The sequence below is a fragment of the Kitasatospora sp. NPDC032150 genome, from assembly GCF_055579945.1.
Window position 1 is genome coordinate 71,251 of record NZ_JBVIMH010000012.1, and the last position, 20,752, is coordinate 92,002.

Here is a 20,752-nt window from a genome sequence, read left to right on the forward strand (position 1 = left end):
CGGTCACCGTCGATGATGGGATTGGCCCCGTGGACGACCAGATCCGGCACCCCCTCGCGTATGCCCGCGTGCTTCGCGGCTGGTCCCAGACCGACCTCGCGGCCCGCATCCACCACGCTGCCAGGAACAGGCCCGAGGGGCTTCGCTCCGGCACCGACAAGGCCGCCGTCAGCAAGTGGGAGAACTGGCGGAAGACGCCCAGCATCGAATCCCAGCTCCTGATCGCCGAAGCCTTCGACGTCCCGATCGGTGACCTGGAAGTCTTCGAGTGGCCTCACTGGCTCCCAGGCCAGGAACAGCCGGTGCCGCTCGGATCGGCGTTCACCGTCCACGCACTTCGAGACGCACAGAGAGCCGCAATGGACCATCGCCGCCGCACCTTCATGACCTTCAGCGCGCTCGCCCTGGCCGGGTTGTCCACCCAGTGGGCCACCCTCGAACCCGACCGGCTCACCACCGCCCTGAACGGCAAGCGGGTCGACGGCGAGCTGGTCGATTGGTTGGAGGACACCAGCGCCAAGCTGACCGCCCTGCCCACCGAACAGCGCCAGCACACCGCGAAGCTGATGGTCGCCCAGCTTGACACGGTCACCGACTTGCTTGAGCAAGGCCGCTACACCGAACCCGTCGGCCGGCGGCTTCACCTGCTGGCCGCCTCCCTGGCCAGCACCTGCGGCTGGCACCGCTTCGACCAGGGGCACCACTTCACGGCGGGCAAGCTCTGGAATGCGGCCCTCACCAACGCGCACGCCGCCCGCGACCGCGACCTCGGCGCCGGCATCCTCTCCGACTTCGCCTACCAGTCGATCTGGCTCACTCAGCCCGACGCCGCCGTCGAACCGCTCAGCCAGGCCCTCATCCACACCCAGCACCCCACCGCCCGTTCCCTGCTTCACCTCCGCCGGGCCCGTGCGCACGCCGCCCTCGGTGCCACCGCCGGCTGCCACCGCGACCTGGCCGCCGCGGAGGTCGCCCTGCTGACCGACAGCCCCGACCCGGCACCGGCCTGGTGCCGGTGGATGAGCACGGCGGACCTGGCCGTCGACTCCGGCCAGTGCATGCTCGACCTCGGCCGCACCGACGAAGCGCATGCCCGCATCGACGAGGGCATGAGCCTGCTGCCGCGCTCCCGCGACAAGACCCGCGGGATCTTCCTGACCTACGAGGCCCGCAGCTTGCTGAAGGCCTGCGAGGTCGAACAAGCCGTCGCCGTCGCGAACCAGTCCCTCGACCTCGCCACCCGGATCGGCGCCGAACGGTGCGTCACCCTGGTGCGCGAACTCGCTCCGGGTTTCAGGCCCTACCGGCAGGTCGACGGCGTCAGCGACCTCATGGACCGCCTCCGGGTCGACTGAACAGGGCGGACGGGCGGAAGCCCTGGTCCGTTGACGGGGCTCGTTGCTCTTTGCCGTCCGTTACCGGTCCGACCGGTTGGGATCGACGCGCGCCCTGACCGGGAGGGACGTGATGTCCTTTAGGTGGGCGCGCGCCTGGCGGAGACACTTGATCTCGTCGTGCTGGGCTGCGAGGCGGGATAGGGCGAGGGTCTGGAACTCCACCAGCTCCGCGATCCGCTCGTCCCGCCGGGTGACGCGCTCTCGTAGGTCGGCGTTGTCGGCCTTCAGGCCGGCGATCTGGCCCTCCCTCGGGTCGACGACCTCGCCGGCGTCCTGGAGTGCCTTCAGGCGCCGTTCGAACTCCTCGGCGAGGTGCTGGTAGGGGCCGGGCCGGGTGGTGCCGTCGCGATTCTTCTTCGGGTGGAAGCCGGTGCGGGTCCCCCCGGCCTCGGCGGCCAAGGTCTTGATGTCCGTCTTGCCACCGGGCGGAAGCTCGCCGCGGCGACTCCACGTACGGGCCGACTTTTGCAGCTCGGCCAGGTCTGCCCGGGCATGTGCTCCGTCAAGTCGGCGGCCACCGCGACCCGCCGGTCCACGATCGCCCGGGCGTGGCCAGCCGATTGCTTCCTATGGCCTCACCCGGCTCGCCCGGGACTCCAGGTAGCGCTGCTCGGCGATGCTGGCGGTGGACTTCGCGGCGCGCCGGTAGTGCTCGTACGCCCCGGCCGTGTCGCCGGTCTTCTCCAGTAGGTGTGCCCGTACGGACAGCAGCCGGTGATGGCCGGCCATTCGCTCGTCGCCGTCCAAGGTGGAGAGCAGGGCCAGTCCGGCCGGCGGGCCCTCGGTCTCGGCGAGCGCGATCGCCCGGTTGAGGGTGACCATCGGGTTGGGGGCGATCCGTTCCAGTACCAGGTAGAGGGCGTGCACCTGCGGCCAGTTGGTCTCCTCGGGCATGGCCGCGTCGGAGTGTGTGGCGGCGATGGCGGCCTGCAGCTGGTAGGGCCCGAGCGTCGGGCCGGCCAGTGATGTCTTGACGAGTCCGGTGCCCTCGTCGATCAGAGCGCGGTCCCACCTCGTACGGTCCTGCTCGTCCAGTGGCACCAGGTCGCCGGCCGCCGTCGTGCGCGCCTCGCGGCGGGCGTGGGTCAGCAGCATCAGCGCGAGCAGCCCGGTCACCTCGCCGTCCTCGGGCAGCTGCGCGTGCACCATCCTGGCCAGCCGGATCGCCTCGTGCGCGAGGTCGGCGCGGTGCAGTTCGTTGCCCGAGGAAGCGGTGTAGCCCTCGTTGAAGATCAGGTAGAGCACGTGCAGGACGACCCGCAGCCGCTCCTCGCGCTCCGCGCCGTCCGGCAGGCCGAACGAGCTGCCGGCGGCCTTGATGCGCTGCTTGGCCCGGCTGATCCTGGCCGCCATCGTGGCCTCCGGCACCAGGAACGCGCGGGCGATCTCGGCCGTGGTCAGGCCGCCGACCGCCCGCAGCGTCAGGGCGGTCTGGGAGGCCGCGGTCAGCGTCGGATGGCAGCACAGGAACAGCAGGACGAGCGTGTCGTCGGTGTCCGGTACGTCCTCGGGCACCACCTCGGTGGCCGTCGCCGCCTCCCGCTCGCGGCGGGCGTGGTCGCTGCGCATCTGGTCGATGAGCCGCCGGGACGCGACGGTCACCAGCCAGCCGCGCGGGTTGTTCGGCACCCCCTCGGCCGGCCACTGCACGGTGGCGGCCAGGACGGCCTCCTGTACGGCGTCCTCACAGCCTTCGAACCGGCCGTACCGGCGAACCAGCGTGCCGAGGACCTGCGGCGTGAGCTCACGCAGCAGGTCCTCGAAGTCCGGTGCTGTCATGCCTCCAACTGTCCGTCAGCGAACATCACCTGCCGCACCTCGACCCCCAGACCCTCGATCGCGGTGTCCGGGATCTGCGTTGCCAGCTCGATCGCCCGCTCCTTGTTCTCGCAGTCGACCAGGTAGAAGCCGCCCAGGTACTCCTTGGACTCCAGGAAGGGGCCGTCGGTCACCACCGGCTGGCCGCCTCGCACGGACACCACGGCGGCCTGCGACGGGTCGACCAGCGCCTGCGTGGTGATCAGCTCGCCGGACGCCTTCAGCGCCTCGATGAACCTGCCGTGGCCGCTGCCGATCGCCGCCTTCTCCTCGTCGGTCAGCGCGTCCATCACGGCAGGGTTGATGTGCAGACCGATCAGGAACTTCATCTCGCACTCCTCGTGGTTCGAGAGCCCGGGGCGGGCCCTTCGACCGGTTGGTCGGAGCCGCCACCGTCGTCTTGACGTCCCCCGCCCGGAAACCGGCCCGGGTGGCGAGAAACGGCGTCATCGCCGCGGTCGTCTTCTGCGCCCTGGCCGTACTGGTCCCGGCCATGCGCCCGGCGACCCGGACCACCCCGCGAGCCGCGCTCCCCGAGTACGAGGCGACTCGCTCGTAGCACCCCGCCTCACCCGTCGAAGCGGCCCCAGCGGTACCCGTGTGGTCGGGTTCGGGCGGGTATGTCGCGGTGGCAGATCACGATGGGCCCGACCTCCGCAGAGTCGGGGGCGGCAGCGCCACCGGGCTGGATCACTGCCGCCTACCGGGACCGCTCGGCAACGTCGCCGGTAGGAGGCGTACGTCAAGGCTGGCGCCAGCGGCTGCCTCCCCCGTGCGGGGGAAGGAGACCGAGGCCACAGCCCCTAGTTGCCGCAGGGCTCGTGCGGCCGCTCGCGCTCCGGGGAGTAGAGGTGGCTGTCGCGGAACTGCTCCGCGCCGAGGGTGCGGCCGACCAGGATGACGGCGGTGCGCAGGACTCCGGCCGCCTTGACCTGGGCGGCGATGTCGCCGAGGGTGCCGCGGAGCACCAGTTCCTCCGGGCGGCTGGCCATGGCCACCACCGCTGCCGGGCAGTCGGCGCCGTAGTGCGGCAGCAGCTCGTCCACCACGCCGTCCACGTACCGCGCCGCCAGGTGCAGCACCAGCAGGGCGCCGCTGCGGCCGAGGGTGGCGAGGTCCTCGCCCTCCGGCATCGGGGTGGCCTGCCGGGCGACCCGGGTGAGGATCACCGTCTGGCCGACCGTCGGTACCGTCAGTTCGCGCTTGAGGGCGGCCGCGGCGGCCGCGAACGCCGGTACGCCGGGCACGACTTCGTACGGGATGCCCGCCGCGTCCAGGCGCCGCATCTGTTCGGCCACCGCGCTGAACACCGAGGGGTCGCCCGAGTGCAGCCGGGCCACGTCCAGGCCCTCCTCGTGGGCGCGGACCATCTCGGCGATGATCTGGTCCAGGTTCAGGTTGGCGGTGTCGACCAGCCGGGCGTCCGACGGGCATTCGGCGAGCAGTTCGCGCGGCACCAGGCTGCCCGCGTACAGGCACACCCCGCTGGCGGCGAGGATCCGCTGGCCGCGCAGGGTGATCAGGTCGGCGGCGCCGGGACCGGCTCCGATGAAGTGGACGGTCATGGCGTCTGCTCTCCCTGCTTCTCGGGGTGGGTGTCGGGCCGTTCCGCGGCGGGCTTGACCACCGACCACTGCGTCACCGGCATCGCCTGCCGCCAGCCGGTGAAGGTGCCGACCGGTACGGCGTGGGCGACCGCCAGTCGCAGCAGCTCGCCGCCGTGCCTGCGGTACCAGTCGGTCAGCAGGGCCTCCGACTCCAGCGTGACGGTGTTGGCGACCAGCCGTCCGCCCGGCGGCAGCGCGTTCCAGCAGGCGTCCAGCAGACCGGGCGCGGTGAGCCCGCCGCCGATGAACACCGCGTCGGGGGTGGGAAGTCGGTCCAGCGCCTCGGGTGCGCGGCCGGTCACCACCCTGAGCCAGGGCACCCCGAGCGCGGCCGCGTTGCGGGCGATCCGCTCCGCCCGCACCGGGTCGCGCTCCACGCTGACGGCCCGGCAGGACCGGTGCGCGCGCAGCCACTCGATCGCGATACTGCCCGACCCGCCGCCGACGTCCCACAGCAACTCACCCGGCAGCGGAGCGAGCGAGGCCAGGGTCGCCGCCCTGATGTGACGCTTCGTCAACTGTCCGTCCGACTCGTACGCGTCGTCCGGCAGCCCGGGTACCAGCGAACCGCGGGGGGCGCCGGGCATCGGCGTGCACTCGACGGCGATCAGGTTGAGCGCGGCGCCCGGCCGGTGCGGCCAGTCCTCGGCGTGACCGTCCAACTGCCGTTCCTGCGGCCCGCCCAGCTGCTCCAGCACGCGCAACCGGCTGGGGCCGTAGCCGCGTTCGGTGAGCAGCGCGGCGACGGCGGCGGGCGTGCTCGCGTCCGCGCTGAGCACCAGCAGACGGCGGCCCGGGTGCAGGGCGAGGCCGAGCGAGTCCAGCGGCCGCCCGACCAGGCTGACCACCTCGGTGTCCTCCAGCGGCCAGCCGAGCCGGGCACAGGCGTACGAGACGGAGGAGGGGTGCGGCAGTACCCGCAGGCGCTCGGGGCCGACCGTCTCGGCGAGGGCGCGGCCGATGCCGTAGAACATCGGATCGCCGCTGGCCAGTACCGCGAGGCGCCGCTTCGAGTGCTCGGCGAGCAGTCCGGGGACGGCCGGACGCAGCGGCGAGGGCCAGGGCAGTCGGACAGCGGTGACCTCGGCCGGGAGCAGGTCCAGCTGGCGCGGGCCGCCGATCACGGTGTCCGCCGTGAGCAGTGCCGCACGGGCCGGCTCGGCCAGCCCGGCCCAGCCGTCCGCGCCGATCCCGACCACGGTCACCGGCTGGTCGCCGCCCGCCGGGTCCGCGGGGTCCGCCGGGTCGGTGGGATCCGTCGGTCCGGGCGGCACGGGGGGCGTGGCGGTGGCCAACGGACTGCTCCTCTGGTGTTGGTCCGGCTCGGCGGTCCGCGCAGGTCGCACGGGCAGCCCGCAGCCTACCGGGGCCGGTCCGGCCCGCTCGCGGGCACCCGGATCATCGGGATCCGGCCGCCGCGTCCGGGCCGGGTGGGCCGGGCGGACGCTGCGGGGACAGTCGTTCCCGTCGGTCGTCCGGGTCCGGCCCGGCGTCCGGGACGCGGCGTCGCCCCGCGTGCGATCGGCGCCCCCGGGTGGAACCGGGTGCACCGCTCCGACGTCTGTTCAGGGGTTTGCGCGAGATCATGAACATCCGGGGGAGCACCGATGGCGGATTTCACCATGGACCGTCCGGCCTCAAGGGCCCGTGGCCGGCACCTCGACCAGGCCGGTCACGGGCCGGACCCGGCGGCCGGCGGGCTCCGGAATCCGCCGGGATCCGGCCCCGGGGAGCCGTCCGCCCGCCGGGCCGCCGACGTGGCGGGCGGGCTCCGGCCGCGACGGAGAGCGCGATGAGCGGCCTGACCCGGAACGCGACGGCCATGGCGGCCGCTGCCGTGCTCCTGCTGGCGGCAACGGCCTGTGGCTCGTCCTCCGCGCACCGGCCGGCGATCGTCGTCAACCTGCCCGAGGCCCAGGTCGCGGACCACCGGGCGGTGTTTCCGGAGAGCGAGGTGGAACTCTCCGTCGGGCAGGTCTTCACGGTCTCGGAGACGCGCGGGGCGGTTTCGCACGCCTGGTACTTCACCGGCCCGGGCGACGCGCACGTCATCCACAACGGCGCCGAGGTGGCCAGGAGCACCTGCTCCGGCCCGCCGCCAGCGGCCGGCTGTCCCGCGCAGGTCACCACCGCCCATGCCGCAGTCGGTGCCGGCACCACCACGCTGACCTGGACCTATCGCGACACCGTGGCCTGCGAACGGCCGCAGGAGCCGGGAGAGCGCTGCGTCCTGGCCACCAAGACCGTCCGCGTCACCGTGCGCTGAACCGCTTCCCGCTTGCGACGGATCGGGAAGCGGTAGGCCGGATCCGGGAGCGGTACGACGGATCCGGGAGCGGTATGACAGAGGTGCGGGGCCGTCGAGCGGGAGGTGCGGTCGATGAGCGGCGCGGGTCGGACGGGGGCATGGGTGGTGGACCGGGGGCTGCGGTGGGTGGCACGCGAGGTGCCGGAGCCGGGGCCGTACGGAGTGGTGGTGGAGGTCTCGGTGTGCGGGGTGTGCCGGACCGACCTCCACCTGGTCGAGTGGGACCTGCCGACGCACCTGCCGGAGTGCACGCCGGGCCATGAGATCGTCGGCCGAGTGGTCCGGGCCGGGCCCCGGGTCACGGGGGTGGTGCCGGGGGACCGGGTCGGGGTCGCCTGGCTGGCGCGGACCTGCGGGTTGTGCCGGTTCTGCCGCACCGGGCGGGAGAACCTGTGCCCGCACTCCCGGTACACCGGCTGGGACCTGCACGGCGGGTACGCCGGTCTCACGGTGGCCGACAGCCGTTACGTCTACCGCCTGCCGCCCGGTCTCCCGGACGAGGAGTTCGCGCCGCTGCTCTGCGCCGGCATCATCGGGTACCGCGCGCTGGAGCGGGCCGAACTGCCGCCCGGGGGACGGCTCGGCATCTACGGCTTCGGTGCCTCCGCGCATCTGACCGCGCAGCTCGCGCTGGCCCGGGGCGCGAAGCTCCACGTCTTCACCCGGGGCGAGGAGGCGCGGCGGCTGGCGTTGGAGCTCGGCGCGGCGTCGGCGCAGGAGGCGTACGCGGGCTCGCCCGAGCCGCTGGACTCGGCGATCCTGTTCGCGCCGGTCGGGGCGCTGGTGCCGGTCGCGCTGGAGGCGCTGGGCCGGGGCGGGACCCTGTCGATCGCCGGGATCCACCTCACGGACGTACCCGCGCTCAACTACCGGCGGCACCTGTTCCAGGAGCGGACGGTGCGCAGCGTCACCGCCAACACCAGGGCGGACGGCCGGTCGTATCTGGCGGAGGTGGCTGCCCACCCGCCGGTGGTGCACATCCAGCGGTACGCCATGGCCGAGGCGGCCGAGGCGCTCGAGGACCTGGCGGCCGGCCGGTTCACGGGTGCGGCGGTGCTGCTGAACGACGGCCGGGCCGGGGCGGGTCGCGGGTCGTGACGCTCGAACGGCCGCCGGGGCGGGTCGGATGGCCGAGTTGCCGCGCTCGAACGGCGGCCGGGCCGGTCAGAACGCGGAGTTGTAGCGTTCCAGGTAGGCGGCGAACTGGGCGATGTCCGCGTCGTCCCAGTCGGCGAGGCGGTCGAAGAAGGCGGCGCGGCGGCGCTCGTAGGCCACGTGCACGGCCTCCAGGCCGGTGGGGGAGGGGCGCAGGATCTGGCCGCGGTGGTCCTCGGGGTCGGTCTCGCGGACCAGGTAACCGAGCTTCTCCAGGGCGCCGACCTGGCGGCTGACCGTCGACTTGTCGAGCATGAAGTACGCCGCCAGATCGGCACCCCGGCAGCCGCCGCGCTCGGTCATCAGGTCGAGCATGCTGAAGGCGACCAGGGACAGCTCGGGGTGCAGCTCCGCGGCCCGGCTGCGGGCGCGCCGGGCGAAGGCGGTGAGCTCGCGCTGGATCGACCGGAGGGATTCCTCGCGGGAGGAGGACTGGAATTTCTCGTTCACGGTTGTATAGTACATCCAGATCGGTTGCACTTGCCAACCTATATTTGCCTGATGGTTGCATTTACCAACTAGGTTCTCGGCTTGGGCCTTCCGATTCGGTTTCCCGGCCTGACGGGTCTGAGACGGACGAGAAGGACTGCACGGACCATGACCGCTACCCACCGGGCCGCACGCCCCGGTCCCACCACCGCGCCGACCGCTGCCGGACGGGGTGCCCCGGGCCTGCGGCACAGCCTCCAGCACATCGCCGTGCACCTGCTCACCCCGCTGTTGATGTGCCTGGGCATGGCGCTCGCCTACCAGGGTGCCTTCCACCAGCCCGAGCCGCACCACCTGAAGGTGGCCGTGGTCGGCACCACGCCGCAGGCCCAGGTGCTGGCCCAGACCGTCAAGGACCGGGCCGGCGACGGCCTCGACGTCACCACGCTGCCCGACCGGCAGAGCGCCGAGCGGCAACTCCGCGACCGGGAGCTGGCCGGGGCGTTCGTCCCGAGCCCGAGGCACCCCGAACTGCTGGTCGCCAAGGCCGGCTCCGACACCTCCGCGATCGCCGCCGAGACGGTCTTCCGGACCGTCGCGAGCGCGCAGGGCGTACCGCTCGCCGTCACCGACGTGGCGCCGCTCGCCACCGGCGATCCGACCGGCCAGGGGATCTTCTTCCTGCTGGTCGCGTTGAGCATCGGCTCGTACGGCAGCGTGGCGGTGATCGGCGGGGCGGGCGCGGCGGTGAGCATGTGGGTCCGGGCGCTGATCGGCCTGGTGACCTCACTGGCGGTCAGCGTGATCGGAATCGCCACCGCTGGCCCGCTGTTCCACATCGTCGACCACCACCGTGTCGCGATCTGGGCGCTCGGCTGGCTGTACTCGGCGGGCATCGTCGCAGTCGGTACCGGCCTGCACACCTTCCTCAAGCGCTGGACCACGCTGACCCTGATGGTGCTCTTCGTGATGCTCAACTTCACCACGTCCGGCGGGATTTACGAGCCCGAGCTGCAGAACGGCTTCTTCGGCGCGCTGCACTCCTTCTGGAACGGCGCCGGGTTCGTGGAGGGCGCGCGCAGCATCCTCTACTTCGACGGCGGCGCGGGGCTCGGCGGCCGGGTGCTCTCGCTGGCGCTGTGGTTCGCGGCGGGCCTGGCGATGCTGGCCGTCGCCGGCGTCCACGAGCGGCGGCAGCGGGCGGTGTCGGCTCCGGCGGCCCGGGTGCCGCTGGAGCGGGCGCAGGCCGATGGGCTGGACTCGAAGGTCGCGGAGGAAGAGGAAGAGGAGGAGATGGCGGAGGCTGTCGGCGTCTGAGTTACGAACCGGCCCGGCGGGCGGCCACCCCGTCCGGCCGGGCCGGACGGGGTGGCCCGGGCGATCGTCCGGTCGGGGTGCTCTAGCCGAGCGGGAGGCGGGCCACCAGGCGGGCGCCGCGGGGGGAGGGCTCGGCGGTGAGGGTGCCGAAGTGGTGGGCGGCGATGTCGCGGGCGATGGCGAGGCCGAGGCCGGTGCCGCCTTGGTCACGGCTGCGGGCGTCGTCGAGGCGGGTGAAGCGTTCGAAGACGCGGTCGCGGTCGGCGTCCGGGATGCCGGGGCCGTCGTCGCGCACCTCCAGGACGGCGGTGCCGTCGGGGCCGGTGCGCAGGGTCAGCCGGATCTCCCGCTCGCCGTGGCGCTGGGCGTTGTCCAGCAGGTTGGTGAGCAGCCGGGTGAGCCAACTGCGGTTGCCGGTCACGGTGATGTCCGGTTGGAGCTCGGTCCGGACGGTGATCCGGTCGCCGTGGCGGGCGGCGACGGTCGCCCGGCAGAGTTCGGCCAGGTCGAGGGGGTGGGTCTTGACGGGGTCGGCGGCGTCCATCCGGGCGAGCAGCAGCAGGTCGGAGGCCAGGTCCTGGAGGCGGACGGTGTCCTCGAGCGCGTCCTTGACCAGGTCGGGCCAGAGCGCCGGGTCCGGGTGGGCCATGGCGACCTCGAGCTGGGTGCGCAGCACGGTGATCGGGCTGCGGAGTTCGTGCGAGGCGTCCGCGATGAACTGGCGCTGGCGGGCGCCCGCTTCCTCCAGCCGGTCCAGCGTGGCGTTCATGGTGCGGGCCAGGCGCGCGATCTCGTCCTCGGCGGCCGGGACCGGGACCCGGCGGTGCAGCCGGTGCTCGGTGATGTCGGCGACCTCGGCGCGGATCGCCTCGACCGGGCGCAGCGCCCGGCCGGTGACCCACCAGGTGACCCACGCGACGGTGCCGAGCAGCAGTGGCAGGCCGACGGCGAGTGCGGCCTTGGTGATCTCGTCGGCGGCGTCGGCCTCGCGCAGCGAGGTGCCGGTGTAGATGGTGAGCGGGCCGGTGGGGGTGGGAGTGGTGACGGCGACCAGGCGTTGGTCGTGATCGTCGTCCACCGGTTCGCCGGACCAGGTGGTCCGCAGGGCGCCGTCGGCCGGGCGGAGGTCGGTCACGGGCGGCTTGCCCGCCAGGTTCTGGCTGGCGGCCACCACCCGGCCGCTAGCGTCCACGGCCTGGATGAAGTCGGCTCCGTGGGCCAGCGGCACCAGGTCGGGCAGCCGGCCCTGGGCGGCCAACTGTGCGACGGTGTCGGCCTGTTGGACGGCGGCGCGCTCGGCGTTGCGGCTCAGGTTGGCGTGCAGGATGGCGAGCAGGGAGAAGGCGCCCGCACCGAGTGCGACCGCGACGACCGCGGTGGCGCCGACGGTCGCCCTGGCCCGGACGGAGGCGGGCCACAGGCGGCGCAGGGTGCGCTGGGCGCTCAGGGCGCGGGCGCGCGGACGGTTCAGGCGGATCCTCGGCACCGGGTCAACCTCGCGAGCGCGGCGAAGTGTGCGCGCGGCTGTCCGCGCGGGTGTGGGCCCCGGCGTGCGGGTCGCCGGAGCGGCTCCCCGTGCGTGTACGGGCCCCGGCGTGCGGGTCGCCGGAGCGGCTCCCCGTGCGTGTACGGGCCCCGGCGTGCGGGTCGCCGGAGCGGCCCCCCGTGCGGGGTTCGGCCCGGCTGCCCGCGGCCCGGCGGGGTGCCTCCCGGCCGGTGAGGAGCTCAGCCACCGTCGGCCGCCAGGCGGTAGCCGGCACCGCGGACGGTCGCCAGGGCCGAGCGTCCGAAGGCCGTGTCGATCTTGCGGCGGACGGCACTGACGTGCACCTCGACCAGATTGAGGTCCGCCTCGAAGGCCGAGTCCCAGACCTGGTCCAGGATCTCGCGCTTGGGCACCACCTCGCCGGCCCGCCGGGCGAGGTACTCGAGTACCGCGAACTCCCGTGCGGTGAGCCGGACGTCGGCCCCGTTCCGGGTGCAGGAACGGCGCGCGGGGTCGATCACCAGGTCGCCGAGGGCGAGCGTCTGCGGGAGGCGGCGGCCGGTCCGGCGGTGCAGCGCGCGCAGCCGGGCGACCAGGACCACGTACGAGAACGGCTTGGAGAGGTAGTCGTCGGCGCCGGTGTCCAGCGCCTCCGCCTCGTCGTACTCGCCGTCCTTGGCGGTGAGCATCAGGATCGGCGTCTCGTTCCCGGCCGCACGCAGGCGGGCGCAGACCCGGTAACCGTTGAGCCCGGGCAGCATGATGTCGAGCACGATCACGTCGTAGTCGTGTTCGATGGCCAGCCACAGCCCCTGGTTCCCGTCGTGGGCGACGTCCACGGTGAAGCCCTCGGCCTGTAGACCCCGCTGCAGGGCCTGGGCCAGCCGCTTCTCGTCCTCCACCACCAGTACGCGCACGCGGTACAGGGTCGCACACCGGTTCTGGTGGCGGCTGAAGCGGTCTTCAGGATGCTTCAGGCTGGCTTCAGCAATGCGTGGCCATGCTGAGCGCCGTTGCAGCCGGCGAGGGTCCGGCAGCCGTGAGGAGGAGCGCCAGTATGTCCCAGTCCGTCCCCCCGGGATCGATCGATTCCGCCGCCACCGCCGCCACCGGCGAGGCCGCGACCAAGGCGTCGCTCCGGGACCGGTACCTGCGGCTGCCGAAGCGCCGCCGCCCCCGGCTGGTGGCCCTGGGCGCGGCGGTGGCCGTGCTGGGTGTCGCCGGTGTCGGTGCCGCCGCGGTGGTCCACCACGGGATGGAGCACGAGGGCGGCCGGCACGGCCACTTCGCCGCCGGGCGCGAGGACGCGGGGCGTGACGGCGAAGGCCAAGGGGGCGAGGGCAAGGGCGGCGGGCGTTCGCACGGCCACGACCACGGCTGGAGCGGCCAGGGCGGCCGCGACGGAGCCGGCCGTGACGGCGCCGGCTACGGTGGCGAGCCCGCCGACCTCGCGCCCGCCCCGCTCCCGGCCGTCCCGGCGGACCAGGCACTCGCCAAGGCCGTCGCCGCCGTCCCCGGTGGCAAGGCGGACACGCTCCGGGCGGTCGGCCAGCAGGGCGGCGGCAGCGCCTGGGCGGTCGAGGTGCTCGGCGCCGACGGCGTGCGCCACCTGGTCACGATCGACGGCGCGGCCGGCTCGGTGACCGGCAACACCATCGTCTCGCCGGAGACGGGCAGCCACTGACCTGCCCCCATCGGCCGCCGGGCCCCTACGCCCAGCGGCGCCCCAGCCCCCCGGTGCGCGGTGCCGGGAGGATCCACCCGGCCCGCCACACCCCCGGAGCGGCCTCCCCGTCGCTGCGGCGGGCCGGGTGGGTGCGCCCCTCGGGCGACGGACGCACGTGACCGGCGACCGGTGAGCGCCCGCCGATGCCCTGCACCCATCGGCGGGCGCAGGCGCTCACGCCTGGAGCGACTCCAGGAACTCGCGGACGGCCCCGGCGAAGCCCGCCGGGTCGCCGTCGTGGACGAAGTGGTCGGTGTCCAGCGCGACATGCCGGGTGCCGGGCCGACGTTCCGCCATGGCTCGCGCCAACTCGCCGTCCACACAAGGCAGTCGGGTTCCGGTGACCAGTAGCGCCGGGCAGTCGCCGGCCAGCCACTCGTCCCAGTGGTCACCGTGCACCTGCTCCTCGGAGGAGACGGTGTCCTGCGGGTGGAAGGGCAGGCGCCAGCTGCCGTCGGGGAGTCGGCGCAGATTGCCGCCGATCATCGGTCCCGCCACCGGGCCGAGCGCATCCAGCAGCGCCTCGCGGGTCGGCGCCGTGTAGGGCCAGCCGAGTACGAAGGCGAGCGGGCTCGGGCCCCCGGTCGGGATGGCGGCCGCGCCCTCCTCGTTGATCAGCGCGCTGACCAGGTGCGGGTGCCGGGCGGCGAGCTGGTAGGCGGTGATGGCACCGCCGGAGTGGCCGAGCACCGGGAGCGGTCCGAACCCGAGGTGTTCGATCAGGGAGACGACGTCCGCTATGTAGCCCTCGCGGGAGTAGTCCGCCGTCCGCTCCGAGTCGCCGTGGCCGCGCAGGTCGGGGGCGATGATCCGCCACTGCGGGGCCAGTTCGCGGGCCAGTGCGGCGAAGGTCCGGCCCTCCGACAGATGGCCGTGCAGCGCGAGCACCGGGCGGCCGTTGCCGCCGAAGTCGAGGTAGGAGAGCCGGCGGCCCGCGAGGTCCAGCTCGGCGCGTACGTGGTCGATCGGCTGCGGTGCTGCGGCGTGGCTCATGGTTTCCCCCGGTGTCCGGTGTCCGTTCCCGTCTGTGCCGCAACCGTAGCGGCGATTTAGGCAAACGCGCAAGGCGCCCGCCTAAGACATGTGTCTGATTCATCTGTGCGACCCCCCGGGTATCATCCGGGCCATGGGAAACCGTGAGGATCTGCTCGCCGGGGCCAAGCAGTGCCTGCAGGACAAGGGCTATGCGCGCACGACCGTCCGTGACATCGCGTCGGCCGCCGGGGTCAGCATGGCCGCCATCGGCTACCACTTCGGCTCCCGGGAGGAGCTGCTGAACGCCGCCCTGCTCCAGGCCATCGACGAGTGGGGAGCGGAGATCGGCCGCGCGGTGGCCGGGGCGGTGGACCCGGACGCCACCCCGGCCGAGCAGTACGAGGCCACCTGGGCCCAGATCATCCGGACCTTCGACACCCATCGCCCGCTCTGGGTCGCCAGCGTCGAGGCCTTCGTCCAGGCCGAGCACTCGCCGGGGCTGCGCCGACAGATCGCCGCCGGCCAGGCCGAGGGGCGGCGGGGCGTGACCGCAGGGTTGCTGGGCATCCCCGAGGACGCCGTCCCGGAGACCGCGACGCGCACTCTCGGGGCGGTGCAGATGGCCCTGCTCTCGGGGATCATGATGCAGTCGCTGAGCGACCCGGACGGCGCACCGTCCCCCGCCGAGATCCTGGCGGGCCTACGCGCTCTGGTCGCCGTTCTCGAGCGGGGCCAGGTAGGCCAGGGATCCTGACGGTCCGTCGGCTTCGGCTCGGCGTACCCGGAACTCCGCCAGCCAGGAACGCAGTTGCCCGTCGCTGTGCAGCTGCTCGCCGTCCGGGCCGGCGGGCAGGTTGATTCCGTACGGCAAGTCCAGGGCCCAGTAGGGCAGTTCGTCCCAGACGAGACCGTCGTCGGCGAGCCAGTGCCCGGCCCAGCGGTCGGCCTCGTCCCGGCTGAGGCGGCCCTCGACGAGGGTGGTGAAGCGCGCCTCGATCCCGTCCAGGTCCGGCTGCCCGCCGGCACCTGTCGCCGGGGTGTCGGTGCTCCGCGCGGGCCGATCGCGGTCGGTCACCGGGTTCAGAAAGCGGCCAAGTCCAGCTCGCCGACCACCTGGTCGCCGCTGGTCTCCCCGGTCAGGCGGAAACCGAGCCGCCGGTAGAACTCCCCGGGTCCGTGCTCGCCCGGCTCCCAGGTCGTCGTCACCCGGGTCTGCCCGCGCCTGCGGATCTCCTCGCACACCGCCTCCACCGCGAACCGGCCGTATCCGCGGCCCTGTTCACCGGCGGCGATGTTCAGTCGCCAGAGCCCGGACCTGGGCACGTCCTTGGGGTCGTCCGGATCGAAGCGGACGTCGAAGAAGGCCATCACGAAGCCCACCAGCCGCCCGCCGTCGAAGACCAGCCGGGGCCAGGCCGTCTCCGGCTGCGCGTACGCCTCTGCCAGCGACCGGACCACCGGGGCCACCAGTCCCTCCTGGTCGGGGCGCACCCGCAGGTTGCAGGCGGCCTCCACGTTGTCCGGGGTGATCTTCTCCAGGCGGAGCGACGAACTCATGCCCGCACCCTATCGACCGCGGCCTAGGGGTGCGACGAATCAAGCGCCCGCCCGCGAACGGACCGCAGGCGCGGCGCCAGATCGCCCGGGCAGTAGCAGGCCGGAGCGTGGCGCGCCCGGCCCCGTCCCGCCGTCGGGGACGGGGCTGCTCGTCATCCGGTCAGGCCGGTGGCAGGCCGAGTGCGGTACGGGTCTCGCCGACCAGGCGGAGTGAGCCCAGCACCACGATCAGGCCGTCGGGGCCGGCGAGTTCGGCGGCCCGGCGCAGTGCGGCGGCGGCGTCCGGGGCGGTGACGGAGGAGGTCCGCCGGCCCGGGGCGAGGCTGGCCCGCAGGGCGTCCGGGTCGGCTGCCTCCGCTGCCCCGGTGCGGGTGATGACCACGGGCCAGTGCTCGGGCAGCGGGGCGAGCATGCCGTCCACGTCCTTGCCCCGCATCGCGGCGAAGACCAGCACGGCGCGCCCGCTCCCGCGTTCGGCCTGCCGCAGGATCTCCGGGGCGACGGTGGCGACGCCCTGGGGGTTGGTGGCGCCGTCGAGCAGCACCCGGCCCGTCCAGTCGTCCAGCCGGGCCTCGGTGAGGAGTTCGAGCCGGCCGGGCCACCGGGTGGCGGCCAGTGCCGCGCGCAGCCGTTCGTCGTCGAGGTCCTGGACGTGTCCGCGGTCAGCCAGCGCGTCCACGGCCGCCACCGCCAGCGCCAGGTTGTGGTGCTGGTGCGCGCCGGGCAGCGGGCAGGGCAGGCCGCGGTGCGCGGTGCGCGGGGTGGTGACGTCGACCAGCGGCCCCGAGCCGTCCGGGGCGGGGTGGACGGTGTACCGGATCTCCTGGTCCATTCGCCACACCGACAGGCCCGTCCGCTTGGCGAGCTCCCGTTCGGCCGCTTCGGCCGCCTCGGGCGGGATCCGGCCCAGGACGGCGTGTTCACCGTCGCGCACCACCCCGACCTTGGCCTCCGCGATCAGGGCCAGGGAGTCGCCCAGCAGTTCGGTGTGGTCGAGCGCGATCCCGGTGACCACCTTGACGTCGAAGTCGAGGAACCTGGCCGCCGCCCAGCGCCCGCCGATGCTGGCCTCGGCGACCGCCAGCTCCACCCCGGCCCGCCGGAAGTGCGCCGCGGCGGTCGCCGAGCACATGCCCGACGCGGTGACGGGAAGGTCGTGCCGGCCGATCACCTCGCAGACCTCGGTGAACGCCGCCGTGTACTCCTCGCGGGTGACCGGAACGCCGTTCACCCGGATCCGCTCCCGGGGCTCCTGCAGATGCGGGCTCGGCATGCTGCCCGCGCGCGCCCCGGTCGAGGTCAGCGCCGACACTGCGAACGCGCTGGTCGAGCCCTTGCCGTTGGTCCCGACCACCAGCATCCCGCGCAGCTCGCGCTCCGGGTGGCCGAGCGCCCCGAGCAACGCCGGAAGGTTCCGGAACAGCGCCTCCCGCTCCTCGGGACGGTACCCATAGAGCTCCGTGAGGCGATCCGCGCAGTCCTGGTAGTCCATGGGCGGAATCATGTCACCGAAGACCGGGCGGCAGCCGGTGGTTGGCCGATCCGCCGGACCGGAACCGGAACCGGATCCGCGGGAGGGGGAACGCGCTCAGGCCGCGGCGTCCACCGGCCGGTCAGGGGGTCCGGGGGCGAAGGGCCGGGTGCGTTCGGTCCGGGCCCGAACCGGGAAGGCGAGGGTGCCGAGCGCGACCCGGGCGAGCGGCCACTCGACGGGGTGGAGACCGGGTGCGTTGCGGTCGGCGTAGCCGTAGACAGCCAGCCGACGGCGGGGGCAACTGCCAGCAGCGGAAGTCGAGTTCAACGCGGATGCGGTGGTGCACTGGACTAGCCGTCCGCCGCCCGCTCCTGCCGCAGACGGCGGATCGGCTTCGAGATGATCCCCGCAACTCCGGCCGCACACACGGCGGTTGCGCACAGCGCGGTGGCCGTGACGGCGCCCGCGGTGTCGGCGAGGGCACCGAGTGCGTTGTTGGCCAGGACCAGTGCCAGGCTCTGTACCAGGGTGAGCAGCGCCTGCACCCGGCTCAGGTGGGTCGCCGGGACGTTGGCCGGCACCAGTGGGCCGATGTGGCAGGCGAACATTCCGGAGCCCGTGCCGACCGCGACTCCTCCGAGTACCGCGACCGCGGCGGTCGTGGCGGCGGCCAGCACCGCGATGCCGAGCGCGGCCCCGCACAGACCGAGCGCCGCGCCCACGCCCACCCGGTTCACGGTACCGCGCCGTGCGACCAGCAGCGCCACGGTGAGCGTTCCGAGGCTCTGGCCGCCGGCGACCAGCCCGGCGGTTCCTGCGCCCCAGCCGTGTTCGCGGGCCAGTAGCGGGTTCAGCAGCGACACCACCGGGAGCAGGAAGCCCGCCGCCACCGCCGTCAGCAGCAGCGCGGGCCGCAGCACCGGGTCCGTGGCGGCGAGTCGTACGCCGTCGACGGCCGCCGCGAGCAGGTTCCCCTGCCGGGAGGGGGGTTCGGCGTCGGCGGCCGGCCGGACCCGGAGCAGCACCGCGAGAACGAGTGCGAAGGTCACCGCGTCGATCGCGGCGGCTCCGGTCAGCCCGGCGGCCGCGACCAGTACGGCGCCGAGCGGCGCCCCGAGCAGCGAGGCGACCTGGCCGCCGGCCTGCCGCAGGGCCAGCGCCCGGGGCAGCTGCGGCCTCGCCACCAGGCGGGCGGGCATGGATGCGCTGGCCGGGAGGTAGAACGCGTCGACCGTCCCGATCACGGCGGCCACCGCGGTCAGCAGCCAGGGCGCCGGAGCGAGGCGCAGACCCGCCAGTGCCAGCAGTACCGTCACCGCGAGCATCACGGCATCCCCGGCGATCATCACCCGCCGGGCACCGAACCGGTCGCCGACGGCACCGCCCAGTAGCAGGAGCACGGTACGCGGAAGCGTGATACCGGTCAGCACCAGCGCGCCCGTCCCGCCGCCGTGGGCGCTGGCCGCCCAGCCGAGCGCGAAGTACAGGACCGCGTCCCCCACCAGCGAGGCCCGGGTGCCGGCCAGCCAGACGAGGTACGCACGGGGAAGGACCGCCCGGTCCGCAACGGTCCGGGAGGTTTCGAGAGTCGCCATGGCCGCCGACCGTAGGGCCCTCGACCTGGTCGAGGGCAACCGCTCCGGCCGCCGGGGCGGAGCCGCCCGGTCCCGGACCGGGCGAGGGACCCGGCCGGGGAGCCGCCGTCAGCGGCGCGCCGCCGGCGGCAGGACGAGCAGGGCGTTGCCGATCGGGCGTTCGCCGGCCGGGTCGGAGGGGCGGCCGACCAGCCCGGTGCGAGCGGTGTACATCGCGGAGGAGCCGCCGCCGCCGAGGTTCATCGCGTCGGTGGCGCCGAGGCCGCGCAGCGCCCTGGCCTCCTCGTCCAGGGCGTCGGCTCACCGCCGACGGGCCGGCGGAGCGGGGTGCGGACGGACCCGGATCACGAACAGCGCGATCAGTACGGCGAGTACGGCGAAGATCAGCCCCGCGGTGAACGCGCTCGCGATGCCGTGCACCAGGACCTGCTGGGCGTACGGCGCGGGCAGCCGGCCGGTCGCCCGGAACTGCGCCAACTGCAGCGGGGTGCCGTCGCGCAGCAGTTCGGCCGCCTGCCGGACGGCCTCGTGGAGGCTCGCCGTTCCGAAGACGGTCACCAGGATGGACAGGCCCAGCGAACCCCCCACCTGCTGGGTGGCGTTGAGGGTGCCGGTGGCCGCCCCGGTCTCGTACGGGGCCACTCCGGAGACGGCGGTCAGCATCATCGGGACGAAGAGCGAGCCCATGCCGAAGCCGAACAGCAGCGTCGGGCCGAGCACCCCGTCGGCGTAGCCGCTGGTGGGGGAGATCCGGGTGAGCCAGAGGACCCCGCCCGTCACCAGCAGCGCGCCGGTGACCTGGAACGGCTTGGCGCCGAAGCGCAGTTGGTTGCGGGCCGCGGTCTGCGCGGCGATCACGATCGCCACGCTGATCGGCAGGAAGGCGAAGCCGGCCCGGAGCGGACTGAAACCCAGGACGTCCTGCACGAACAGGGTGATGAAGAAGAACACGCTGAACATCGCGGCGGCCAGGCACAGCATCATCGCGTAGCTGCCGGACCGGTTCCGGTCGCGGAACAGGTGCAGTGGCGTGATCGGTTGCGCGGTGCGCCGCTCGTGCAGCAGGAAGCACGGCAGCAGCACCAGCGCGGCGGCGAACGCGGTGAGCGTCCAGGAGTTCGTCCAGCCGTGCTCGGAGGCGCGGATGAAGCCGAACACCAGGGAGGCCGTGCCCAGAGTGGCGGTGAACGCGCCGACCAGGTCGAAGTGACCGGGGCGCCGCTCGGACTCGTTGATGTAGAGCGGGGCCAGCAGCGCGATGGCGATGGCGATCGGCACGTTGACGAAGAACACCCACCGCCAGGACAGCCAGGTGGTGAGCATGCCGCCCGCCAGCACCCCGACCGCACCACCGCCCGCCGCCACCGCCGAGTACACCCCGAAGGCGCGGTTGCGGGCCTGCCCCTCGGCGAAGTTGGTGGCGATCAGCGCGAGCGCGGTGGGCGAGGCGATGGCGGCGCCCACGCCCTGCAGCGAACGCGCGGCGAGCAGCCAGGTGCCGGAGCCGGCCACACCGCCGAGCAGCGAGGCGAGACCGAAGAGCAGCACGCCGACGGTGAACACCCGGCGGCGGCCGAGGACGTCCCCGGCGCGGCCGCCGAGCAGCAGCAGGCCGCCGAAGGTCAGCGTGTAGGCGCTGACCACCCAGGAGAGGTCGGTGGTGGAGAACGCCAGGGCCCGCTGGATGTGCGGCAGCGCGATGTTCACGATGGTGATGTCGAGCACCACCATCAGCTGGGCGGCGGCGATCACGGTGAGGGCGATCCCTGGGTGCCGGCCGCGTCTCGCGCGTGCGGGAGGAGCCTTTGCCAGGGCGGCTGAAGAGGCCATGGCGGTCCCCTGGGGGCTGGAGGTGAACGACGGCGTTCACTAGAACAATCGCCGTGCTGGGCACCTTCCTGGAGCTGG

General features: G+C 73.7%; 23 protein-coding genes. 7 read left to right on the forward strand and 16 right to left on the reverse strand.

The window, feature by feature from the left end; translation table 11 throughout:
* Positions 1 to 29: 29 nt before the first annotated feature.
* Entirely contained in the window at positions 30 to 1,355 is a 1,326-nt protein-coding gene (locus ACZ5ON_RS16305; RefSeq protein ID WP_465591994.1) for a helix-turn-helix transcriptional regulator, read from the forward strand.
* A 60-nt stretch (positions 1,356 to 1,415) separates the two neighbouring features.
* Here the strand turns inward: ACZ5ON_RS16305 and ACZ5ON_RS16310 are convergent, their stop codons facing one another.
* The 3 genes from ACZ5ON_RS16310 to ACZ5ON_RS16320 form a co-directional block, all read right to left on the reverse strand.
* A complete protein-coding gene (locus ACZ5ON_RS16310) occupies positions 1,416 to 1,796 on the reverse strand; it encodes a hypothetical protein (RefSeq protein ID WP_465591997.1) in 381 nt (126 codons plus the stop codon).
* Positions 1,797 to 1,964: 168 nt separating this feature from the next.
* Positions 1,965 to 3,176, reverse strand: coding sequence for an RNA polymerase sigma factor (locus tag ACZ5ON_RS16315; protein WP_465592000.1), 1,212 nt, complete (start codon positions 3,174 to 3,176; stop codon positions 1,965 to 1,967).
* Positions 3,173 to 3,544: a YciI family protein gene (locus tag ACZ5ON_RS16320; RefSeq protein WP_465592003.1), complete on the reverse strand. Its 372-nt coding sequence runs from the start codon at positions 3,542 to 3,544 to the stop codon at positions 3,173 to 3,175. Before ACZ5ON_RS16320 ends, ACZ5ON_RS16315 begins: the two co-directional genes overlap by 4 nt.
* Positions 3,545 to 3,645: 101 nt before the next feature.
* Here ACZ5ON_RS16320 and ACZ5ON_RS16325 point away from each other — a divergent pair, with 101 nt between their 5' ends.
* On the forward strand, positions 3,646 to 3,774 hold the full coding sequence (locus ACZ5ON_RS16325) for a hypothetical protein (protein ID WP_465592006.1): 129 nt from the start codon (positions 3,646 to 3,648) through the stop codon (positions 3,772 to 3,774).
* A 244-nt stretch (positions 3,775 to 4,018) separates the two neighbouring features.
* Here ACZ5ON_RS16325 and cobM read toward each other — a convergent pair whose 3' ends face one another.
* Positions 4,019 to 4,780: a precorrin-4 C(11)-methyltransferase gene (cobM, locus tag ACZ5ON_RS16330; protein ID WP_465592009.1), complete on the reverse strand. Its 762-nt coding sequence runs from the start codon at positions 4,778 to 4,780 to the stop codon at positions 4,019 to 4,021.
* On the reverse strand, positions 4,777 to 6,117 hold the full coding sequence (gene cbiE / locus ACZ5ON_RS16335; protein WP_465592012.1) for a precorrin-6y C5,15-methyltransferase (decarboxylating) subunit CbiE: 1,341 nt from the start codon (positions 6,115 to 6,117) through the stop codon (positions 4,777 to 4,779). Before cbiE ends, cobM begins: the two co-directional genes overlap by 4 nt.
* Before the next feature lie 497 nt (positions 6,118 to 6,614).
* Between cbiE and ACZ5ON_RS16340 the strand changes: the two genes are divergently transcribed.
* Together ACZ5ON_RS16340 and ACZ5ON_RS16345 are read left to right on the forward strand one after the other, a co-directional pair.
* Positions 6,615 to 7,088, forward strand: coding sequence for a hypothetical protein (locus ACZ5ON_RS16340; protein ID WP_465592015.1), 474 nt, complete (start codon positions 6,615 to 6,617; stop codon positions 7,086 to 7,088).
* Positions 7,089 to 7,202: 114 nt separating this feature from the next.
* Positions 7,203 to 8,228 carry a zinc-binding alcohol dehydrogenase family protein gene (locus ACZ5ON_RS16345; RefSeq protein WP_465592018.1) on the forward strand — a complete coding sequence of 342 codons (1,026 nt, stop codon included), beginning with the start codon at positions 7,203 to 7,205 and terminating at the stop codon, positions 8,226 to 8,228.
* A gap of 66 nt (positions 8,229 to 8,294) precedes the next feature.
* Here ACZ5ON_RS16345 and ACZ5ON_RS16350 read toward each other — a convergent pair whose 3' ends face one another.
* Positions 8,295 to 8,735, reverse strand: a complete 441-nt coding sequence (locus ACZ5ON_RS16350; RefSeq protein ID WP_465592021.1) for a MarR family winged helix-turn-helix transcriptional regulator — start codon at positions 8,733 to 8,735, stop codon at positions 8,295 to 8,297.
* A 147-nt stretch (positions 8,736 to 8,882) separates the two neighbouring features.
* On the opposite strand from ACZ5ON_RS16350, the gene ACZ5ON_RS16355 reads away from it, so the two are divergent.
* Entirely contained in the window at positions 8,883 to 10,031 is a 1,149-nt protein-coding gene (locus tag ACZ5ON_RS16355; protein WP_465592023.1) for an ABC-2 transporter permease, read from the forward strand.
* 82 nt (positions 10,032 to 10,113) lie between these two features.
* On the opposite strand, the gene ACZ5ON_RS16360 is transcribed toward ACZ5ON_RS16355, so the two are convergent.
* Both ACZ5ON_RS16360 and ACZ5ON_RS16365 read right to left on the reverse strand, forming a co-directional pair.
* Positions 10,114 to 11,517 (reverse strand): sensor histidine kinase, encoded by a 1,404-nt coding sequence (locus ACZ5ON_RS16360; RefSeq protein ID WP_465592026.1) that lies wholly within the window; start codon positions 11,515 to 11,517, stop codon positions 10,114 to 10,116.
* A 239-nt stretch (positions 11,518 to 11,756) separates the two neighbouring features.
* Complete coding sequence (locus tag ACZ5ON_RS16365; RefSeq protein ID WP_465592029.1) at positions 11,757 to 12,434, reverse strand: response regulator transcription factor; 678 nt, start codon at positions 12,432 to 12,434, stop codon at positions 11,757 to 11,759.
* Positions 12,435 to 12,574: 140 nt separating this feature from the next.
* Between ACZ5ON_RS16365 and ACZ5ON_RS16370 the strand changes: the two genes are divergently transcribed.
* Positions 12,575 to 13,201: a PepSY domain-containing protein gene (locus ACZ5ON_RS16370; RefSeq protein ID WP_465592032.1), complete on the forward strand. Its 627-nt coding sequence runs from the start codon at positions 12,575 to 12,577 to the stop codon at positions 13,199 to 13,201.
* Between the two features lie 216 nt (positions 13,202 to 13,417).
* On the opposite strand, the gene ACZ5ON_RS16375 is transcribed toward ACZ5ON_RS16370, so the two are convergent.
* Positions 13,418 to 14,236: an alpha/beta fold hydrolase gene (locus ACZ5ON_RS16375; RefSeq protein ID WP_465592035.1), complete on the reverse strand. Its 819-nt coding sequence runs from the start codon at positions 14,234 to 14,236 to the stop codon at positions 13,418 to 13,420.
* 133 nt (positions 14,237 to 14,369) lie between these two features.
* Here ACZ5ON_RS16375 and ACZ5ON_RS16380 point away from each other — a divergent pair, with 133 nt between their 5' ends.
* Positions 14,370 to 14,972 (forward strand): TetR/AcrR family transcriptional regulator, encoded by a 603-nt coding sequence (locus ACZ5ON_RS16380; protein ID WP_465592038.1) that lies wholly within the window; start codon positions 14,370 to 14,372, stop codon positions 14,970 to 14,972.
* On the opposite strand, the gene ACZ5ON_RS16385 is transcribed toward ACZ5ON_RS16380, so the two are convergent.
* The 7 genes from ACZ5ON_RS16385 to ACZ5ON_RS16415 all read right to left on the reverse strand — a co-directional run bounded on the left by ACZ5ON_RS16385 (position 14,919) and on the right by ACZ5ON_RS16415 (position 20,674).
* Positions 14,919 to 15,293, reverse strand: a complete 375-nt coding sequence (locus tag ACZ5ON_RS16385; protein ID WP_465592042.1) for a hypothetical protein — start codon at positions 15,291 to 15,293, stop codon at positions 14,919 to 14,921. The genes ACZ5ON_RS16380 and ACZ5ON_RS16385 overlap by 54 nt on opposite strands.
* A 5-nt stretch (positions 15,294 to 15,298) precedes the next feature.
* Positions 15,299 to 15,775 (reverse strand): GNAT family N-acetyltransferase, encoded by a 477-nt coding sequence (locus ACZ5ON_RS16390; protein WP_465592045.1) that lies wholly within the window; start codon positions 15,773 to 15,775, stop codon positions 15,299 to 15,301.
* Positions 15,776 to 15,935: 160 nt separating this feature from the next.
* The gene (locus ACZ5ON_RS16395) at positions 15,936 to 17,267 is read right to left on the reverse strand and encodes a bifunctional folylpolyglutamate synthase/dihydrofolate synthase (RefSeq protein ID WP_465592048.1); all 1,332 of its coding nucleotides are present in this window, start codon (positions 17,265 to 17,267) and stop codon (positions 15,936 to 15,938) included.
* A 96-nt stretch (positions 17,268 to 17,363) separates the two neighbouring features.
* Positions 17,364 to 17,576, reverse strand: a complete 213-nt coding sequence (locus ACZ5ON_RS16400) for a hypothetical protein (protein WP_465592051.1) — start codon at positions 17,574 to 17,576, stop codon at positions 17,364 to 17,366.
* A 23-nt stretch (positions 17,577 to 17,599) separates the two neighbouring features.
* On the reverse strand, positions 17,600 to 18,844 hold the full coding sequence (locus ACZ5ON_RS16405) for an MFS transporter (RefSeq protein WP_465592054.1): 1,245 nt from the start codon (positions 18,842 to 18,844) through the stop codon (positions 17,600 to 17,602).
* 108 nt (positions 18,845 to 18,952) lie between these two features.
* Entirely contained in the window at positions 18,953 to 19,087 is a 135-nt protein-coding gene (locus ACZ5ON_RS16410) for a phosphodiester glycosidase family protein (protein ID WP_465592057.1), read from the reverse strand.
* A 57-nt stretch (positions 19,088 to 19,144) separates the two neighbouring features.
* Positions 19,145 to 20,674 (reverse strand): MFS transporter, encoded by a 1,530-nt coding sequence (locus ACZ5ON_RS16415; RefSeq protein ID WP_465592060.1) that lies wholly within the window; start codon positions 20,672 to 20,674, stop codon positions 19,145 to 19,147.
* Positions 20,675 to 20,752 lie beyond the last annotated feature (78 nt).